The 18,762-nt window shown below is 74.7% G+C and carries 12 protein-coding genes; 7 read left to right on the forward strand and 5 right to left on the reverse strand.

Annotated elements, in window-relative coordinates; all coding sequences use genetic code 11:
• Positions 1 to 135: 135 nt before the first annotated feature.
• The 4 genes from lanKC to E0D90_RS02890 all read left to right on the forward strand — a co-directional run bounded on the left by lanKC (position 136) and on the right by E0D90_RS02890 (position 6,885).
• A complete protein-coding gene (lanKC, locus tag E0D90_RS02875; protein WP_130796470.1) occupies positions 136 to 2,775 on the forward strand; it encodes a class III lanthionine synthetase LanKC in 2,640 nt (879 codons plus the stop codon).
• 12 nt (positions 2,776 to 2,787) lie between these two features.
• Positions 2,788 to 2,925, forward strand: a complete 138-nt coding sequence (locus E0D90_RS02880; RefSeq protein WP_103501241.1) for a SapB/AmfS family lanthipeptide — start codon at positions 2,788 to 2,790, stop codon at positions 2,923 to 2,925.
• Positions 2,926 to 3,274: 349 nt separating this feature from the next.
• The gene (locus E0D90_RS02885) at positions 3,275 to 4,999 is read left to right on the forward strand and encodes an ABC transporter ATP-binding protein (protein WP_130796481.1); all 1,725 of its coding nucleotides are present in this window, start codon (positions 3,275 to 3,277) and stop codon (positions 4,997 to 4,999) included.
• The gene (locus E0D90_RS02890) at positions 4,996 to 6,885 is read left to right on the forward strand and encodes an ATP-binding cassette domain-containing protein (protein ID WP_130796471.1); all 1,890 of its coding nucleotides are present in this window, start codon (positions 4,996 to 4,998) and stop codon (positions 6,883 to 6,885) included. Before E0D90_RS02885 ends, E0D90_RS02890 begins: the two co-directional genes overlap by 4 nt.
• 43 nt (positions 6,886 to 6,928) lie before the next feature.
• Here the strand turns inward: E0D90_RS02890 and E0D90_RS02895 are convergent, their stop codons facing one another.
• Complete coding sequence (locus tag E0D90_RS02895) at positions 6,929 to 7,537, reverse strand: response regulator transcription factor (RefSeq protein WP_174856133.1); 609 nt, start codon at positions 7,535 to 7,537, stop codon at positions 6,929 to 6,931.
• 349 nt (positions 7,538 to 7,886) lie between these two features.
• On the opposite strand from E0D90_RS02895, the gene E0D90_RS02900 reads away from it, so the two are divergent.
• From E0D90_RS02900 to helR, 3 genes are all read left to right on the forward strand, one after another.
• On the forward strand, positions 7,887 to 9,620 hold the full coding sequence (locus tag E0D90_RS02900) for a cellulase family glycosylhydrolase (protein ID WP_130796472.1): 1,734 nt from the start codon (positions 7,887 to 7,889) through the stop codon (positions 9,618 to 9,620).
• A 290-nt stretch (positions 9,621 to 9,910) separates the two neighbouring features.
• Entirely contained in the window at positions 9,911 to 10,792 is an 882-nt protein-coding gene (locus E0D90_RS02905) for a glycoside hydrolase family 19 protein (RefSeq protein ID WP_174856135.1), read from the forward strand.
• Positions 10,793 to 11,228: 436 nt separating this feature from the next.
• Positions 11,229 to 13,379, forward strand: coding sequence for an RNA polymerase recycling motor ATPase HelR (gene helR / locus E0D90_RS02910; protein WP_130796473.1), 2,151 nt, complete (start codon positions 11,229 to 11,231; stop codon positions 13,377 to 13,379).
• A gap of 59 nt (positions 13,380 to 13,438) precedes the next feature.
• Here helR and E0D90_RS02915 read toward each other — a convergent pair whose 3' ends face one another.
• The 4 genes from E0D90_RS02915 to E0D90_RS02930 all read right to left on the reverse strand — a co-directional run.
• Positions 13,439 to 14,785, reverse strand: a complete 1,347-nt coding sequence (locus E0D90_RS02915; protein WP_130796474.1) for a lysine N(6)-hydroxylase/L-ornithine N(5)-oxygenase family protein — start codon at positions 14,783 to 14,785, stop codon at positions 13,439 to 13,441.
• On the reverse strand, positions 14,782 to 15,378 hold the full coding sequence (locus E0D90_RS02920; protein WP_130796475.1) for a GNAT family N-acetyltransferase: 597 nt from the start codon (positions 15,376 to 15,378) through the stop codon (positions 14,782 to 14,784). Before E0D90_RS02920 ends, E0D90_RS02915 begins: the two co-directional genes overlap by 4 nt.
• Positions 15,375 to 17,216, reverse strand: coding sequence for an IucA/IucC family protein (locus E0D90_RS02925; RefSeq protein ID WP_130796476.1), 1,842 nt, complete (start codon positions 17,214 to 17,216; stop codon positions 15,375 to 15,377). The genes E0D90_RS02920 and E0D90_RS02925 overlap by 4 nt, the downstream gene beginning before the upstream one ends.
• A partial coding sequence (locus E0D90_RS02930) for a pyridoxal phosphate-dependent decarboxylase family protein (RefSeq protein ID WP_130796477.1) occupies positions 17,213 to 18,762 on the reverse strand: 1,550 nt, incomplete at its 5' end. The genes E0D90_RS02930 and E0D90_RS02925, both read right to left, overlap by 4 nt.

Consider the following 18,762-nt stretch of genomic DNA (forward strand, 5'->3'; position numbering starts at 1 on the left):
CCGTCGAACCACACCTGCGGAAGGCAGGCCGCACTGATGACATCCGCGACTGTCGCCGCCCGTTACCGGAATGACACCGTTCGGGCTGCCGCCCCACCAGGGGTGAACCGTCGAACGACCGAGCGGGGAGGGTGTGTGAACCCGGAGTACGGCGCCTACTGCGGCAGCGATCCGCACTTCTACGACGTGCCCCACCGCCGTCCGGCGACCGCCCCGGCCACCGAGCAGGCCACCGACTGGTACGCCACCGCCCGCGGCACGGTGCCACCCGGGTGGGAGCGGCACCGGCACGGCGACTGGCTCTCCTGGAGTCCGCTCGGGCTCAGCCTCCCTCCGCAGGGCTGGAAGATCCATGTCTCGGCGGCGCTCGGCAACGCCGAGCGGGTGCTGGCGGAGGTCGCCCGGATCTGCCTGGCACGCCGCGTGCCCTTCAAGTGCGTCCCCTCTCCGGCACTGCTGCTGCGCCGCAACGCCAAGTACGCCGACCGGGCGGGCAGTGGCAAGTTCGTCACCGTCTACCCGCCGAGCGCGGACCGGCTGCGGCCGCTGTGCGAGGAGCTGGCCCGCACCCTGGACGGGGAGGACGGACCGGATGTGCTCAGCGACCTGCGGGTCGGCTCCGCGCCCGTCCATGTGCGCTACGGCGCCTTCGCGGGCCGCTACTGCGCCGCGCCCGACGGCCGCCTGGTGCCGGCGATCGCCGACCCGGACGGCCGGCTCGTGCCCGACCCGCGCGGTCCCGCACTGAGGATCCCGGAGTGGGTCACGGTTCCCGGCTTCCTCCGCCCGCACCTGGAGGCGCGCGGGGCGGTCGGGCTGGGTGACCTGCCGTACACCGTCGAAGGAGCGCTGCACTTCTCCAACGGCGGCGGGGTCTACGCCGCCCGCGACACCCGCACCGGTGAGCGGGTGGTGCTCAAGGAGGCCCGGCCGAACGCGGGGCTGGCCGCCGACGGCGCAGACGCGGTCGAGCGGCTGCGGCGCGAACGGGAGGCGCTGGAGCGGCTCGACGGCCTCGCCTGCGTTCCCGCCGTCCGCGACGCCTTCACGGTCGGCTCCCACCACTTCCTGGTGCTGGACTTCGTGCCGGGCACCCCGCTGAACACCGCCTTCGCACGGCGCTTCCCGCTGACCTCGCCCGCCCCCGGCGAGCGCGCCCTGGCGGAGCACACGGAGTGGGCCAACCGCGTGTACGCCCTGGTGGCGGAGGCGGTGGCCGCCGTCCACGCACGCGGCACCGCGATCGGCGACCTCCACATGGCGAACGTCATGGTGGAACACGCGCAGGACGCCGACGGCGCCGCCGTCCCGGCCCGGGTGGTGCTGCTGGACTTCGAGGCCGCCTCACCCGCCGCGGAGCGACGCCGACAGGTGGTGGCCAACCCCGCCTTCGTCGCTCCCGCCGACCGCCGGGGCACGGCGGTCGACCGTTACGCGCTGGCCTGCCTGCGGCTGGCGCTCTTCCTGCCGCTCACCACCCTGTTCACCCTCCAGCGCCGCACGGCGGGCCACCTGGCGAGCGCGATCACCGAGCGCTTCCCTGTCCCGGCCGACGAACTGGCCGACGCGGTAAGGGAGATCGAGGACGGCGCACCGGCCGTGGAGTCCGGGCAGCCCGCCGTGGCCGCCTGGCCACAGAGCCGGGAGTCGCTGATCAGCGGGATACTGGCCGCACGTTCCGCCGACCGTGACGACCGGTGTTTCCCCGGCGACATCGCCCAGTTCGCCACCCCGGTCGGCGGGCAGTGCTTCGCGTACGGCGCGGCCGGAGTGCTGTACGCGCTGCGTGCCGTCGGCGCGCGGCGCTGCCCCGAGGCGGAGGAGTGGCTGCTGCGCCGCGCCAAGGAACCGGCGTCCGGCAGCCCGTCGGGATTCCATGACGGCCTCGCGGGCATCGCGTGGACCGTGGACCGGCTCGGACACCCCTCGCAGGGACGCGCGCTGGCGCTGCGGGTGGCGGAGGAGCCGCTGTCGGCCATGGCGCCCGGCCTGTTCGGCGGTCAGGCCGGCGTCGCGCTCGCGCTCGACGACCTGGCGGCCGTCGCCGACGGGGCGGACGCCCGGCGCCTGTCCACCGCGGCGGACAGCTGTGTGCGCGGGGTGCTGGGCGCGGTGCGCGAGGACGCCCCGCTGCCGCGTGCGGGTCTGCTCCACGGCGGCGCCGGGCTGGCCCTCGCACTGATCCGGCGCTACGAGCGCGACGGCGGGGAGGAGCTGCTGGACGCGGCGGCCACCGCGCTGCGGCGCGACCTGGCTCGCTGCCGTCCCGGCGGCGACGGTGGAACGGCGCTGATGGTCCAGGAGGGCAAGCGGGCCATGCCCTACCTCGGGGCGGGCAGCGCCGGAGTGGCGATGGTGCTGGACGACTACGTCCGCCACCGTCCGGACGAGGCACTGGCCACCGCCCGCGACGCGCTGCTGCGCGCCACCCTGTCCTCCTTCTACATCCAGCCGGGCCTGGACCGGGGCGTCGCGGGCCTGCTGCTGTTCCTGGCCCGCACCACCGCGGGTGACCCGGCCGAACGACGGGCGGTGATCGAACGCCATGTAGAGCTGCTGGAACTCCAGTCGGTGCCCTGGCGCGGCGATCTCGCCTTCCCCGGCGAGCAGTTGATGCGGCTCTCGGTGGACCTTTCCACCGGCTCCGCGGGCTGCCTGCTCGCACTCGGCGCTGCGCTGGGCGGTCTGCCCACCGCGCACCTGCCGTTCCTGCCGCCGCTGGGCGGCCCACAGACCGGCCCCGGACCAGGGGTCGAAACCGAACAACAAGAGTGAGAGGAAACAGCCATGGCGCTGCTCGACCTTCAGATGATGGAGACCCCCGCTGCCGAGGAGGAGGCTTTCGGTGAGCTCGCGACCGGCAGCCAGGTCAGCCTCCTGATCTGCGAGCACAGCTCGCTCAGCGTCACCCTCTGCACCCCGTGACGCGGGCGCACCACCGCGGTGCGCCGACCCACCGGGTGCGGCGGCCCGGCCGCTGTGCGGCCTCGGCCGACCGTCCGCGCGGGCCCGGGACTCCCCGGGCCCGCGCCCCGGAACCACCGCTCCCGGGCGGGCGCTCCCCTGTCGGAGCGTCCCGCCCGGGAGCGCCCGCGTTGCCGCCTCCGGGCGGGCGCGGCACGGCCCGTTCCGCCGTCGGGCGGCCCGAAGGAGAGGCAGGCGAGTGAGCGGCGAACCACGTCGCAAAGACCGGCGGGCCGAGCAGGAGGAGCGGGCCGCGCAGGAACGGCGGGCCGAGGGCGGAGACGGCGCCCCGCCCGACGAGCGGCGGGGTCTGCTGGCGGCGCTGCTCCGCCGGCGCCCGTGGCCCGCCGCCGGTGTGCTGCTCTGCGGCGCCGGGGCCGCGCTGGCCGCGCTGGCGCTGCCGGCCGCGCTGGGAGTGACCGTCGACCGGCTGCTGAGCGGCGGCGCGGTGCCGTGGCAGTGGATCGCGCTGTGCGCCGCGCTCACGCTCACGGAAGTGGCGCTGGACGCAGCGGTGGCGCTGCTCGGCGGGGTGAACTCCGCCCGCCTCACGCGCTGGCTGCGGGAACGCGCCCTCGCCGGGGTCCTGCGCACGGAACCTCACCGCGCGGCCGCGTTCACCCCCGGGGATCTGACCACCCGGCTGACGGCCACCACGACCGCCGCGGCGGACGCGCCCGTCGCGGCGGCGAGCACGGTCTGCGCCGTGCTGCTGCCGGTCGGCGGGCTGGTCGGCATCCTGCTCACCGATGTCTGGACCGCTCTCGCGCTGCTGGCCGGGATCCCGCCGCTGATCCTGCTGCTGCGGGTCTTCACCCGCGACACCACGGCCGCGACGGCCGACTACCAGCGCGCCCAGGCCACGGTCGCCACCCGGCTCAGCGAGGCGGTCGACGGCGCGGCGACGGTCCGGGCCGCGGGCACGGCCCGGTACGAACACGCCCGCGTGACAGCGCCGTTGGCGGAGCTGGATGTCCACGGCCGCCGCACCTGGCGGGTGTACGGGCACGCGGTGGGTCTCAGCTCGGTGCTGCTGCCGGTGCTGACGGCGCTGGTGCTGGCGGTCGGCGGGCTGCGGCTGGCGGCGGGCGCGCTCAGCGTCGGCGAGCTGGTCGCCGTCAGCCGGTACGCGACGCTGGCGGTCGGCGTCGGGGCGGTGACCGGCGCGCTCGGTTCGCTGGCTCGCAGCCGTGCGGCCGGCGCGCGGCTGGGCCCGGTGCTGACGCTGCCGCCGTTCACCCACCGGGGGGCCGCGCCGCCCCCGGGGGGCCCGGGCACGCTGGAGCTGCGCGGTGTCGCGGTCGTGCGCGAGGGTGTGCACGTCCTGCGGGACGTCCGGCTGACGGTGCCCGCGGGCAGCTCGCTGGCGGTGGTGGGCCGCTCGGGGGCCGGCAAGTCCACGCTGGCGGCGGTGGCCGGCAGGCTCCTGGATCCGGACGCGGGCGACGTGCGGCTGGACGGCGTCCGGCTCGCCGATGTCGATCCGGTCGTGCTGCGTTCCGAGATCGGCTACGCCTTCGGCCGCCCGGCGCTCTTCGGCCCGACGGTCGCGGACGCGATCGCCTTCGGCACGCGGCGGCCGGACCCCGGCGAGGTGAGGGACGCGGCGCACGCCGCGGCGGCCGACCCGTTCGTGCGGCTGCTGCCGCACGGTTACGACACCCCGCTGGAGGACGCGCCGATGTCCGGGGGCGAGCGTCAACGGCTGGGCCTGGCTCGGGCGTTCGCCCATCCGGGCCGGCTCCTGATCCTGGACGACGCCACCTCCGGCCTGGACACCGCGACCGAGCGGAGGGTCCAGCGGGCGCTGGACCGGCACTCGACCCGGCGCACCCGGCTGATCGTCGCGCACCGGGTCGCCACGGCGGCGCGCGCCGACCGCGTCGCGTGGCTGGAGGACGGCGCCGTGCGTGCGGTCGGTCCGCACACCCGGCTGTGGCGCGACCCGGAGTACCGCGCCGTGTTCCACGGTGAGAGCGTCCCGGAGCAGAGCGGCGTGCCGGCCGTCGAAGACCGGACGGAGGCCGCGCGATGACGGCGGACACCGTCACGGAGACGACCGCTTCCGGCGGCGGCACGCTCCGGCCCGGCTCCCGGCGCGGCGCGTTCGGCCGGGTGTGGCGGGAGGGCCGGCCCTTCCTGTGGCGGCGCCGGGGGGCCGTGGCGCGGCTCGGCGCCTGGTCGCTGGTGGAGTTCACGCAGACGTTCCTCACCGGCTTCGGCGTCGCGCAGGCCCTCGACCGGGGCTTCCTCGCGGGTCGCCCGGGGGTGGGCCTGGCGTGGCTGGCGCTGGCGGCCGTCGCGGCCCTGCCCGCGGCGGTCACCTCTCGGGCGCTGTTCTCCCGGCTCGCCGACCTGGTCGAGCCGCTGCGGGACGGGCTGGTGCGGCGGGCCTCGGCAGGAGCGCTGCACGAGGCGCTGACCCGCCCGGAGCGGGCGCACACCGGCGCCGTCTCGCGGACCTCGCACCAGAGCGAGATCGCCCGCGACGGCTGGGCGGGGCTGGTGATGGCGCTGCGCTCCTGTGTCTTCGCCGGCGCCGGGGCACTGGTGGGACTGGCGGTCCTCGCCCCGCCGTTGCTGCTGGTGGTGCTTCCTCCGCTGGTGGCGGGCTGGGTTCTGTTCGCGGCCACGCTGGCGCCGATGGCCGCCCGCCAGCACGCCTACCTGGAGGCGGACGAGCGTCTCGCGGCCTACGCGGGGGCGCTGGCCGGTGGCCTGCGGGACGTGGCGGCGACGGGCGGCGGGGAGCGGCTGGCCGGGGAGTACACGGCGCTCACCCGCGCGCAGTGCGACGCGGCGCGGGCCCTCGCCCGCTGGTCGGCCGTGCGGGTACTGGCCCTGGCGCTGTGCGGCCGCGTTCCGCCGCTGGCGTTGCTCGCCGCGACGCCCTGGCTGCTGGGTACCGGGATGACGCCGGGCGCGCTGGTCGGCGCGCTGACCTACCTGACCGTCTCGCTCGCCCCGGCGGTGCAGGCGCTGATGACCGCGCTGGGGACGGCGGGCGGGCGGCTGCTGGTGGTCCTCGACCGTTTCACCGGCCGGGTGCCCGAACTGCCCCCCGCACGGGCCGCTTCGGCGGACGCGGGTGCCGACCCGGCGGAGCCCGGAGCCACTTCGGCGGATGCCGGGGCGACCTCGGTGGCCGCCGTGCCTCGGCGTCCCGGGGCCGGCGTCCGCGCGGAGGGCGCACCCGGGCACGCTCCCTGCGGTGTGGAGCTGACGGGGGTGAGCTTCGCCTACGGTCCCGGCGCCCGCCCGGTTCTGGACGGGCTGGACCTGACCGTGCGGCCGGGGGAACATCTGGCGGTCCTCGGCCCCAGCGGCACGGGGAAGTCCACCCTCGCCACGCTGCTCGCCGGTGACCTCTCCCCCGGCGGCGGGCTCGTCCGCTGGCGGCCGGGCGAGGCGGGGGCGGGGGCGAGGCCCGGCCCGCCGGCCGGTACGGTCCTGCTGCCGCAGCATCCGTACGTGTTCACCGGGCCGCTGCGCGACAACCTCCGGTATCTGCGTCCCTCCGCTCCCGACGCCGAATTGGCCCGCGCGCTCGCGGTACTCGGCCTGGAACCGCTGCTGCGGCGGCTGGGCGGACTGGACTCCCTGGTGGAGCCGGCACGGCTGTCGATGGGCGAGCGGCAGCTGCTGGTGGCGGCCCGGGCGCTGGTGACGCCCTCGCCCCTGCTGGTGATGGACGAGGCGACCAGCCACGTGGATCCGGTCGCCGAGCACCGGGTGGAGACCGCGCTGGCGGCTCACGCGGGGACCCTGGTCGTGGTGGCGCACCGGCCGTCCTCGGCGCGGCGCGCCGACCGGGTGCTGCTGCTCGACGGCCCCCGGGTGGAGTGCGGGCCGCCGTCGCTGCTGGCCCGGACGTCCTCCCTGTACCGCGAGTTGACGGGCGCTCCCCCGCCCGCCGTGTGATGAGCGCGTGCCGCGCCGGCCGGGCGGGCTCCGCTCCCGGGCGTCAGATCCACCCGGACTCGTGGGCGAGCCGGATCGCGTGGGAGCGGTTGCGGCCTCCGGACTTGCGGACGGCGGCGGCCAGGTAGTTGCGCACCGTCCCGTTGGTGAGGTTGAGCCGGCGGGCGATGCACGCGACGGAGTCGCCCTGGGCGGCGAGGGAGAGCACGGCTAACTCCCGTCCGGAGAGGGGTATCTCGGCCGCCTGCAGCAGCCCGAAGGCCAGTGACTCGTCGATGTACCGGCCGCCCTCGGCGACCTTCCGCACCACCGTCGGCAGTTCCTCGGTGCCTCCGTACTTGTCGACGTAGCCGCGCGCCCCGGCGGTCGCCGCCGTCCGCAGCGCGCCCGGACGGTCGCCTCGGCCCAGGACCACCAGGTGCCCGCTTTCGGGATCCTCCCGCCGCACGGTGCCCACCTCCTCCAGCAGGCTCAGTGAGCCCGGACAGTCCAGGTCCAGCACATAGACCTCGGGCCGTTCCGCGCTGGCGGCGTGGCGTACCTCCTCACGGCCGCAGCTGAGCACCCGGAGCGGGTGGTCCGCGTGAAGCAGCAGACAGCGGAGCGCCTGTCGCCACAGGGCGACCTCGTGAACGACGAGCACAGTGGTCACGGCCGATCTCAACTCTCTCTCCGGGGCCGGTGCGTCTTCCCGGAAGCGATTGTGCGCGACCATCGCGGTCCGTGAGAGGTGTTACACGAATCGTCACGGCCGGACGGGGGCGGACGATGCGGTGGTGCGCGCCCTTCGCGCCCGCGCACGCGCCGCATGTGCGGGCTGAGCACCGGTCGCGACGCCCCTGTCCGTGCGGGCCCGGCCCGGCCCCGCACGCCCCCTTCTGCCCGCGCGGATTCGCGGCTACGGTCCGTGGGAGCGCTCCCGCGCAGCTGCCCCAAGGGGTGTCGCGGGAGCCGGTACCGCTCTCCCCCACACCTCGATCACCGGAAGAGGCGCCACCGTGATGAGCCGCTCACGCGCGTTACTTACCGCCGTCGCCGCCCTGTTCGCCCTGCTGGGCCTGGCGGCACTCCCCCACAGTTCACTCGCCGCGGAGGCGGGCGGTGCCACGACCGGCCCCCGGCCGGGCGCGGCGCCGGTGTCGGCTTCGGCGCAGGAGACCGTCGCCGCCATGCAGCCCGGCTGGAACCTGGGCAACACCCTCGACGCCACCGGCCCGGACGAGACCTCCTGGGGCAATCCGCGGGTCACCCGGGAACTGCTGCGCCAGATCCGGTCGGAGGGCTTCCGCAGTGTCCGGATCCCGGTGACCTGGACCCAGCACCAGGGGCCGGGCCCGGACCACACCATCGACGCGGCGCACCTGGCGCGCGTCCAGGAGGTCGTGGAGTGGGCCGTCCAGGAGGACCTGTATGTGCTGCTCAACGTGCACCACGACTCCTGGCAGTGGGTCATGGACCTTCCCACCCGGCACGAGACGGTGCTGAACCGCTTCACCGCCACCTGGGAGCAGATCGCGGAGGCGTTCCGGGACGCACCGCCCGAGGTGCTGTTCGAGAGCATCAACGAACCGTTCTTCGAGGGCAGTTCCGGTGACCAGCACAACGCGGAGCTGCTGCACGAACTCAACAGCGTCTTCCACGGGCTGGTCCGAGGCTCGGGCGGTACCAACGCCGAGCGCCTGCTGGTCCTGCCGACGCTGCACACCTCGCCCGAGCAGGAACGCCTGGACGAACTCGTCGAGACCTTCGACGCGCTGGACGACCCGGGGCTGGTCGCCACCGTCCACTACTACGGCTTCTGGCCGTTCAGCGTGAACATCGCCGGCCACACCCGCTTCGACGCCACCGCCGAGCAGGACGTGGTGGACACCTTCCAGCGGCTGCGGACCACCTTCGTGGACCGGGGAATCCCGGTGATCCTCGGCGAGTACGGGCTGCTCGGGTTCGACCGGGACACGGGCGTGGTGCAGCAGGGCGAGAAGCTGAAGTTCTTCGAGAGCTTCGGTGCCCACGCCCGCGCCGGTGACATCACCACCATGCTCTGGGACAACGGCCAGCACCTGGACCGGACGGCCCTCGCCTGGAACGACCCGGCGCTGTTCCGGCAGATCGAGTCCAGCTGGACGGTGAACTCGGCGACCGGCTCCACCGATCAGATCTTCATCCGGGCCGGCGGCACGCCGCAGGACACCACCGTGACGCTGCGGACCGAGGGGCATACCGTCACCTCCGTGACGCACGACGGCCGGGAGCTGGCGGCGGGCGAGGAGTACACCGTGGACGGTGACGACCTCGTCCTCAACGGGGAGGCCCTGGCCCGCCTCGCCGACTCCGGCGAGTACGGCGTCAACGCGACGCTCTCCGTCACCTTCTCCGGCGGCACCCCGTGGGAGGTACGGATCCTGCGCTACGACCCGCCGGTGCTGGGCGCGGCCGGCGGCACGACCGGGGGGCTCGACATCCCGACGGAGTTCCGGGGCGACCAGCTCGCGACCATGGAGGCGGTCTACGCGGACGGTTCCAATGCCGGCCCCCAGGACTGGACCTCCTACAAGGAGTTCGGCGCCGCCTTCTCCCCGGACGCCGCGGCCGGGACCATCACGCTCACCGCGGACTTCTTCGCCGAGATCCGGGACGGAGCCGCGGTCACCCTGACCTTCCACTTCTGGAGCGGCACCACCGCCTCGTACGAGGTCACGCGCACGGGAACCACGGTCGTCGGCACGCCCGGCTGACCTTCCCACCGGCACGCCCGCCCCGCACCGCGCCGGGCGGGCGCGCCGGTGGACCCGCATCCCGGCCGCGCGGCCCCGGCACGCCCGGCGCACTCGGGAGAGTGTCCGTCCGGAGCCCGAGAGGATCCGAGCATCCGGAAACTTGGTCTAGACCTTGACGGCGGCGTTCCGGCGCGCTTCAGTGTCCGCATCACCCCCACCTCGTGGCGCCGCCCCGCAGTCCCGAACGGCGCCCCGTCGCACTCCCAAGGAGTGACCGCGTGCTGAGAAAACGCATCGTGACCCTGCTGATGACCCTCCTGCTCGCGACCGGCCTCAGCGCCGCGCTCGTGCCGGCGGTCAACGCGGCCCCCGCCCCGGCCGTGAGCGCCGCATCCTGCGCCACCGCGACGAACTGGCAGGCCGGCACCTGGTATCCGGCCGGCAGCATCGTCCGCTACAACGGCAGCTACTACCGCGCCGAACACGCCAACCCCGGCTACGACCCGGTGATCAGCCACTGGTACTGGCACCCCCACAGCTGCGACGGCGGCGGGCAGAACCCCTCCCCCAGCGGATTCGTCGTGAGCGAGGCCCAGTTCAACCAGATGTTCCCGAACCGGAACTCCTTCTACACCTACAGCGGGTTGGTCGCGGCGCTCAGCTCCTACCCCGGCTTCACCAACACCGGCAGCCTGGAGGTGCAGCGCCGAGAGGCCGCCGCCTTCCTCGCCAACGTCAGCCACGAGACCGGCGGCCTGGTCCACATCGTGGAGCAGAACACCGGCAACTACTCGCACTACTGCGACTGGAGCCAGCCCTACGGCTGTCCCGCCGGCCAGTCCGCCTACTACGGCAAGGGCCCGATCCAGCTGAGCTGGAACTTCAACTACAAGGCCGCGGGCGACGCGCTGGGCATCGACCTCCTCAACAACCCCTGGCTGGTGCAGAACGACTCCGCCGTCGCGTGGCGCACCGCCCTGTGGTTCTGGAACACCCAGTCCGGCGCCGGCAACATGAGCGGCCACCAGGCCATCGTCAGCGGCGCGGGCTTCGGTGAGTCGATCCGGAGCATCAACGGAAGCATCGAGTGCAACGGGGGCAACCCCGGGCAGGTGCAGAGCCGGATCAACACCTTCCAGAGCTTCACCCAGCTCCTCGGAACCACCCCGGGCGGCAACCTCTACTGCTGACCCGGCTGACCCACGACCGCTCGGCTCACCCCCGAGGGGTGACGCGCGCGAAGGACACGCTGCCCCGGCGGGCCGTCACGGCCCGCCGGGGCAGCGCTGTGATCTCCCGGCGGCCGCGCCCGTCCCGCACCCCGCCACCCCGGCGCATCGCCCGCAACGAGGCCGGAAGCAGGCAAAAAGAAAGACAAGGAGGACGCATCGCTCCTTGCCACTCTCAACATATAGCGCACCGGGGGGCTTGCCGCAAGGCCCCCGTGGTGGGGCAAGATCGCATGCCGAAGCTAGAACCTACGGAAATGCGAGATCTGACTGATGTGTGCGCTTTCGCCGGACCATGCCGCGTGCGGTGACGCCGCCGGCCCGCTGGTGGGACCGGCGCCGCCACGGTGCGCGGCACCGGACCCGACGGGCGCGCCCGCGGATCGGAGCCGATGAGATGAACCCTCTGACCACCAGTGCGTTCGACCTTCCCGACCGCCTCGCAGCCAAGGCCGACCCGGCGCTGGTCGCGGGTGACGAGCGCCACTTCGCGGCGATCGCGGAGAGCCTGGAGGCGACGATCGCCGAGCTGTCCGACAGCCTCGCCGCCACGCTCAGGGCTCCCGGCGGCGCGGGCCGGGAGGCGATGGACCGCGACGCGGAGATCCACCGGATCTCGGCCCGGCTGCGGACCCTGCGCCGCTTCGGCCTCGACCTGTGCCTGGGGCACATGGTCAGCGCGGACCACCCCGAACCGGTGTACATCGGCAGGCTCGGCCTCAGCGACAGCACGGGACGCCGCCTGCTGTTCGACTGGCGCTCACCGGCGGCCGAACCGTTCTTCGCGGCGACCCACGCCAACCCGATGGGTCTGGCGAGCCGGCGCCGGTACCGCTGGGCGCGCGGCCGGATCAGCGACTACTGGGACGAGGTGTTCACCGACGACGGCCGGGAGGGGCACGCCGCTCTCGACGACCAGTCCGCGTTCATCGCCACTCTGGGCGCGGACCGCTCGGACCGGATGCGCGATGTGCTCGCCACCATCCAGGCGGACCAGGACGCCGTCATCCGGGCGGGGTCCCGGGGCGCGCTGGTCGTCGACGGCGGGCCCGGCACGGGCAAGACGGTCGTCGCGCTGCACCGCGCGGCCCACCTGCTCTACTCCGACCCGCGCCTCGGTCACCGCCGGGGCGGCGTGCTGTTCGTCGGGCCGCACCAGCCGTACCTGGCCTATGTCGCCGATGTCCTGCCGAGCCTCGGAGAGGAGGGGGTGCGGACCTGCACCCTCCGGGATCTCGTCGTCGAGGGCGCCGGGGCGGCGGTCGAGACCGACCCCGAGGTGGCCCGGCTCAAGGCGTCGGCCGCCCTGGTGAAGGCCGTCGAGCCGGCCGTCGCGATCTACGAGGAGCCGCCCACCGAGGGGATGACGGTCTCGACCCACTGGGCGGAGCTCCGGCTGAGCGCCGGCGACTGGGCCGCGGCGTTCGACGCGGTGGAGCCCGGCACCCCGCACAACGAGGCCCGTGACCAGATCCGGGAGGAACTGGTCACGATCCTGATGGACCAGGTCGACACCGAGGAGATCCCGCCCGAGCTGTTCCGGAGGTCGGTGCTGGGCAACAGGAAACTGATCGGGACGCTGAACCGTGCGTGGCCCATGCTCGACCCGGCCGAGCTGGTCGGGGACCTGTGGACGGTCCCCGCCTATCTACGCGCCTGCGCACCCTGGCTCCGGCCCGAGGAGGTGCGGCGGCTGCGGCGCGCCGACGCGCAGGCGTGGACCGTGTCCGACCTGCCGCTGCTGGACGCGGCACGGCAGCGCCTCGGGGACCCGGAGGTCTCCGTCCGGCGCCGGCGCCAGGAGGCGGCCGTCGCCGCCGAACGCGCGCGCCGGGCCGATGTCATCGACGGTCTGCTGGCAGCCGACGCCGACGGCGAGGGCGCGGTCACGATGCTGCGTGGGCAGGATCTCCAGGACAGCCTGATCGACGAGGACGCGCTCGCCGGCGCCGCCCCGGAACCACTCGCCGGCCCGTTCGCGCACGTCGTCGTGGACGAGGCGCAGGAACTCACCGACGCGGAGTGGCAGATGCTGCTGCTGCGCTGCCCGTCCCGGAGCTTCACCGTCGTCGGTGACCGCGCCCAGGCCCGGCACGGGTTCACCGAGTCGTGGCAGGAGCGGCTCCGCCGGGTCGGGCTCGACCGGAACACGGTCGCCTCGCTGAGCGTCAACTACCGCACGCCGGAGGAGATCATGGCGGAGGCCGAGCCGGTGATCCGCGCCGCGCTGCCCGACGCCAACGTGCCGACCTCCATCCGCCGCGGCGGGATTCCCGTCGTTCACGGATCCGTCGCGGACCGGGACCGGTTCCTCGACGCCTGGCTCGCCGGTCACCCGGACGGCATCGCCTGCGTCATCGGCGATCCCTCGTTCCGGTCGACCTCCCGCGTACGGTCGCTGACGCCGGAGCTGTCGAAGGGCCTTGAGTTCGACCTCGTCGTCCTCGTCGACCCGGAGGCGTTCGGCACGGGCATCGAGGGGGCGGTGGACCGCTATGTCGCGATGACGCGGGCGACCAGACAGCTCGTCGTCCTGACACGCGCCTGAGGCCGCCCGCCCGGCCCGGCGGTCGCACCGGCCCGGGACGGGCGGACGGGCGGACGGCGTCACACCACGCCGGTGCCGGCGGTGTCCGGCGGCGGCGCGAACGCGGTGAACGCGGTGTTCTTGGGCAGCCGGTACAGCTCCCGTCCCGTGACGGCGTTGAGGATGGCGGCGTTGCGGACGGCACCGATGTCCAGGTTGGGGGCGGAGGCACCGTGGCTGTGCAGTTCGGCGTTGGCGACGAAGAGCTTGCCGGTGACGGCCGCGGCGAGTTCGACGGAGTGGTCGAGGGCGACGCGGTAGCGGCCGGCGGCGTCCCGTGCGATCAGTCCCTCCAGGGGTGCGATGAGGTCGTGGGCCCGCTGCCGGTAGCCGGTGGCCGCCACGACGAGGTCGGTGACATGCTCGAACCGCCGCCCGGTGTCGCGGTGTTCACAGGTCAGGCGCACCCGGCCGCCGCCGTCGGCCTCGGCGGCGCGCACCGCGATCCCCGGGCGCAGCTCCACATCGGCCGGTCCGTGGCACAGCTGGCGGCGGTAGAGCAGTTCGTGGATCTCGGCGAGGGTGTCGGTGGAGACGCCCTTGTAGAACTGCCACTGCTCGCCCACCAGTCGGTCCCTGGTGCCCTCCGGGAGGGCGTGGAAGTACCGCATGTAGTCGGGGGTGGTCATCTCCAGCACCAGCTTGGTGTAGTCCAGCGGCGCGAAGGTGGGGGTGCGGCTGAGCCAGCTGACGGCCGGGCCGCCGCGCAGGTTGCGGTCGAGCAGATCGAGGACGACCTCCGCGCCGGACTGCCCGGAGCCGACGACGGTGACCCTGCCGGCAGCCGTGACGTCCGCCTCGCGGTGCAGGTAGTCGGCGGTGTGCAGCAGCAGTTCGGGCGGGATGCCGGCGAGTTCCTCGGGCAGATGGGGTGCGGTGCCCACGCCGAGGACCAGGTGACGTGCCGCCAGTGTCGCCCGCGTGCCGTCGCCCCTGGCCACCCGGACGGTGAAGCGCCCGCTGGAGGCGTCCCAGCGCGCCTCCTCGACCCGGTGGGAGAACCGCACCGAGGGCAGGCGCGCCGCCGCCCACCGCAGGTAGTCCTCGTACTCGATCCGGCTGGGGAAGAAGTTCTCCCGGACGGTGAAGGTGTAGAGGCGGTCGCGGTCGTGCAGGTAGGCGAGGAAGGACAGCGGGTGGGTGGGGGCGACCAGGGTGACGAGGTCGGCGAGGAAGTTCACCTGCATCGACGCCTGGTCGAACATCATCCCGCGGTGCCAGTGGAGTTCGGCGCTCTCCTCCAGCACGAGCAGGTCCAGTTCGTCCACGGTGGAGGCGAGGGCGGCCAGCCCGAGGTTGAACGGTCCGCAGCCGACGGCGATCACGTCGTGCTCGGACTCCGGCGGGTGGGCGGCGGTTCGGTTCATCGGGGCAGGTCCTTGTCGCTACGCGGGCGGACGAGCAGGGCGGCGGTCTTGTCCGGCAGGGTGATCTCCCCGCTGTGCCGGAAGCCGGCGGCGGCGAAGGCCCGCAGCGACGGCTCGTTGCGGATGTCGGGCTCGGCCACCACCCGGGTGCAGGCCGGGTCGGCGGCCAGCAGCCCGTCGGCGAGCGCGGCGATCAGCCGCCGGCCGAGGCCGCGCCCGGTGTCGGACCGGCCGCCGACGGCGATGTGCACGCCGAGATCGGTCTCCCGGTGCGGGTAGGCGGCGGCCAGCCGGTCCAGACGCACCCGGTAGATCTCGACGTAGGCGATCTCGCGCGTTCCCTCGGTGACCAGGCACGGCAGGCTGTGGTGGCCGGCCAGCTGGGTCTCGATCTCCTCGGCCCACCGCCGGCGCGGCCACGCCTGCTGCCAGAACCGTTCCACATGCGGTTCGGCCATCCAGCCGGCCAGCAACTGCGCGTCGTGCGCGTCCGGCCGGGCGGCGCGCACGCTCCACGGCGCGGTGAGCCGGGGCAGCGGCGGTGGGCCGGAGGGCGGGGCGGTCGAGGCGGTGGCGCGGCGGGCGGCCGTCACGACCGGCCCGTGCCGGGCCGGCCGGCGCTCGTACCGCTGAGGTGCCGCAGCGGGTTGGGCGCCTCCAGGTAGACCGACTGGGAGTCCAGCGGGGCCAGTACCTCGTCGATGCCGTGGAGCCGGGTCAGCAGGTTGGCCTTCAGCGGCAGGGTGGGCGCGCTCAGCCAGCGGGAGGCGAGCCGGTCGCCGTCGGGCCCGGCGTCGGCGAGCGCGGGGAGCGCGGCCCGCAGCCGCTCCGCCATGGCGGCCAGCAGGGTCTCCTCGTGGGCGAGACCGTCCACGGCCAGGCAGCCGATGACGGCGAGCGCCTGGTTGCGCAGCAGGTAGTAGGAGAGCCGGTCGTCGGCGAGGGCGTCGTCGACGAGGGCCAGGGTGGAACGGTCGCTCCCCAGGTGGCGCAGCAGCCGCGGCAGATGGGAGGCTGCGAGGTAGTAGCCCTGGTTGTCCCGGAAGGAGGCGCCGGTGACCTCACCGCGTGCGTCGAGCCGGACCAGGGTGTTCTGCTGGTGGGCCTCCAGGCCGATGCCGGTGGCCGCGTACAGGTGGAGCATCGGGACCAGGACCCGGTCGGTGTAGTCGGCGACCCACCGTTCGGCGGCGCCGGGGCCCAGCCCGGCGACCGCCTCGCCCAGCCGGCTGGGGCCCACGCCGGGGCGGGGTGCGACCAGGCCGGCCAGGCAGCGCAGGCCGCCGATGTCCGTGGGCACCTCCCGCACGGCGACGTCCAGTCCGGTGACCTCCGCCCCGCCGGTGCGTCCCGGTTCGTCGACGGCGAGCCAGGCGGGGTCCCGGGTGATGCCGAAGCCGGGGTGGGCGCGGAAGGTCGTGTCGGCGTAGCCGCGGTCCAGGAGGCGGTTGATCTCCAGGCCGCGCATCAGCTCGGTGCGGGTGGACTCCCGGCGTGAGTTGGTCAGCCGCAGGCCGAGCGAGAGCTTGAGCATCACCGGCGCGCCGGGGAGGTAGAGCGTGCGGACGCTGGAGGTGGGCCACCAGCGCGGGCCGGCCGCCCCCAGCGGTTCCAGTGCCCCGGACTCGATCAGTGCCGCGACGCGTGGCCGGGCCAGGGCGTCGGCCGCCTGCCAGGGATGGGCGGGGACGAGGACGCGTCCGCCGCCGGGGCTGAATCCGGCGAGGTCCTCCAGCAGGGCCACGGTGTCACGGCCCGCGAGTGAGGGGGCCCCTGCGACCGCGTCGTGGGAGACGACGCCGGGGTCGGCGGCGAACCAGTGCAGCGGGAAGGAGCCGCGGGCCTCGGGCGAGTAGCGGGCGCTGTCGTGGTCGGAGATGCCGTCGCGGCTCTTGGGGGCGGGGTGGCGCAGATGGCCCAGCAGCAGGGCCTGTTCGGCGTCGAGGAAACCGTCCACGCCGTCGGGCGGGGCGGGTTCGGCCGTCCGGCCGGCGACGAAGGAGGTGACCCGCCGCACGGATTCGGCGGTCCGCTCGATCAGGTCGGCGTTCTCCGCGGCGGCCGGGCTGCCGCGTTCGCCGCCGAGGAGCGCCGCCTCGGCGGCCACCAGCGCGACTGCGGTGACGGGGTCGGCCGTGGCGCCGAGCGGACCGGCCGGGCCGTGCAGGCGGACCGGGCCGAAGCGGTGCCAGCCGGTGGCGGAGGCGTGGGTGACCTCGGTGACCAGCGCGGTGCCGGTGGCGTCCAGCGGGACGCGCAGCGGTCCGGCGCTCACGTCCACGCCGGTCTCCGCCAGCCAGCAGCGCAACAGGGCTTCCAGGTGGGCGTGTTCGGCGACGGCGCGGGGGTCGGCGCCGTGCAGCGGGTCGTCGGTGTCGGCCCGCGCCCGGGCGGCGAGGGGGCTGGTGGCGGTGGTGGTGGCGGCGGTCATGCGGTGCGCTCCCGGACTTCGTGGTCGCAGAGACGCCCGGCGGCGAGGACCGCGTCGATGAGGGCGTCGATGTCGTCGTAGGTGGCGGCGGGGTTGAGCAGGGTGAACTTCAGGCAGACGCGTTCGGCGCCCGGCTCCTCGGGCGCCTGCCGCGTACCGGCCGCCTGTCGCGTACCGGCCGCCCGCTCCTGCGCGGGATCGGCCAGCCGGACGCCGGTGCGGCCGATCAGCGCGGTGCCGCTCTCCAGCAGGGTTCGGCGCAGTTCGCCGTTGAGCGCGTCGTCGGCGTGCGGGTCGGCGCCCCGGTAGCGGAAGACGACCGTGGTGAGTTCGGCGGGAGCGACCAGGTCGAGGGCGGGTTCGGCCTCGATGCGGGCCTGGGCGTGGCGCGCGAGGTCGTGACAGGTGTCGATCATCGCGCCCAGGCCCGTACGCCCGTGGGAGAGGAAGGTGGCGGCGGCCTTCACCGCGTCGGGGCGCCGGGTGGTCTGGAGGCTGCGGCCGAGCAGTCCGTCGTACCCGGCGTCGGCGTCGTCGGCCGGGTTGAGGTAGGCGACCTCGCGGTCCAGGGCGGTGAACGCCGCCGGGTCGGCGACCAGCAGCACGCTGGTGGCGGCGGGCTGCCAGCCGATCTTGTGCAGGTCGAGCGTGATCGAGTCGGCGAGTTCGATGCCGTCCAGGAGCCCGGCGAGCCGGTCGGAGAAGAGGGTGCCGAAGCCGTAGGCGGCGTCCACATGCAGCCAGACCCCGTACTCGGCGACGATCTCGGCGATGGCCGGCAGGGGGTCGACGGTGCCGAAGTCGGTGGTGCCGGCGGTGGCGACGACCGCGACCGGCGTGTCAGAGGGGCCGAGGGCGGCGAGACGCCGAGCGAGGTCGTCCGGCAGCATCCGGTGGTGCCGGTCGGTGCGGACCGGGACGACGGCCTCCTCCCCCATCCCGAGGGCCGCGCAGGCGCGGTGGACGGAGAAGTGCGCCAGCTCCGAGCACAGCACACGGGGCCCGGGGAGCGCGGCGACCCCCTGGCGGCGGGTGTCGACCCCGCGGCGCAGGGCGGCGGCGTCCCGGGCGAGGTGGATGCCCATCAGGTTGGACAGGGAACCACCGGGGGTGAGCACTCCGTCGGCTCGCTCGCCCAGCCGGGCGAGGGAGGTCAGCGCGCGTATCAGCCAGCGTTCGACGGCGATGCCGGAGGGCCCGGAGTCGTAGGTGTCCAGGGAGGCGTTGCCCGCGGCGGCGAGCACGTCCGCGGCGACGGCCACCGCCAGCGGCGGCGGCTGGAGGTGGGCGGCGGCGCGCGGATGGGCGAGGTCGACGCCGAACTCCCCCATCACACGCGCCATCTTCTGGAGGGCGCGCAGATCCCCGAGGCCGGCCTCGGGGATGACGGCGGGGCCCAGGGCCCGGGCGGCGGCGGCCAGCACCTCCGCCGGGGCTCCGGCCGGCAGCGGTCCGGGCGTGCGGTGGGCGAGGGAGGTGCCGACGGTGCCCGCCAGCAGGGAGGAGATCTCGGCCAGTCCGGCGGGCGCCCCGGCGAAGCGGGAGG

The sequence above is a fragment of the Streptomyces otsuchiensis genome (genome assembly GCF_004305975.1).
GTDB classification, from domain to species: domain Bacteria; phylum Actinomycetota; class Actinomycetes; order Streptomycetales; family Streptomycetaceae; genus Streptomyces; species Streptomyces otsuchiensis.

Excerpts from the sequence above, each read along its gene's own strand:
- E0D90_RS02880 (WP_103501241.1), top strand. The coding sequence starts at position 2,788 with ATGGCGCTGCTCGACCTTCAGATGATGGAGACCCCCGCTGCCGAGGAG.
- E0D90_RS02890 (WP_130796471.1), top strand. The coding sequence starts at position 4,996 with ATGACGGCGGACACCGTCACGGAGACGACCGCTTCCGGCGGCGGCACG.
- E0D90_RS02900 (WP_130796472.1), top strand. The coding sequence starts at position 7,887 with ATGAGCCGCTCACGCGCGTTACTTACCGCCGTCGCCGCCCTGTTCGCC.
- E0D90_RS02905 (WP_174856135.1), top strand. The coding sequence starts at position 9,911 with ATGACCCTCCTGCTCGCGACCGGCCTCAGCGCCGCGCTCGTGCCGGCG.
- helR (WP_130796473.1), top strand. The coding sequence starts at position 11,229 with ATGAACCCTCTGACCACCAGTGCGTTCGACCTTCCCGACCGCCTCGCA.
- E0D90_RS02915 (WP_130796474.1), bottom strand. The coding sequence starts at position 14,785 with ATGAACCGAACCGCCGCCCACCCGCCGGAGTCCGAGCACGACGTGATC.
- E0D90_RS02925 (WP_130796476.1), bottom strand. The coding sequence starts at position 17,216 with ATGACCGCCGCCACCACCACCGCCACCAGCCCCCTCGCCGCCCGGGCG.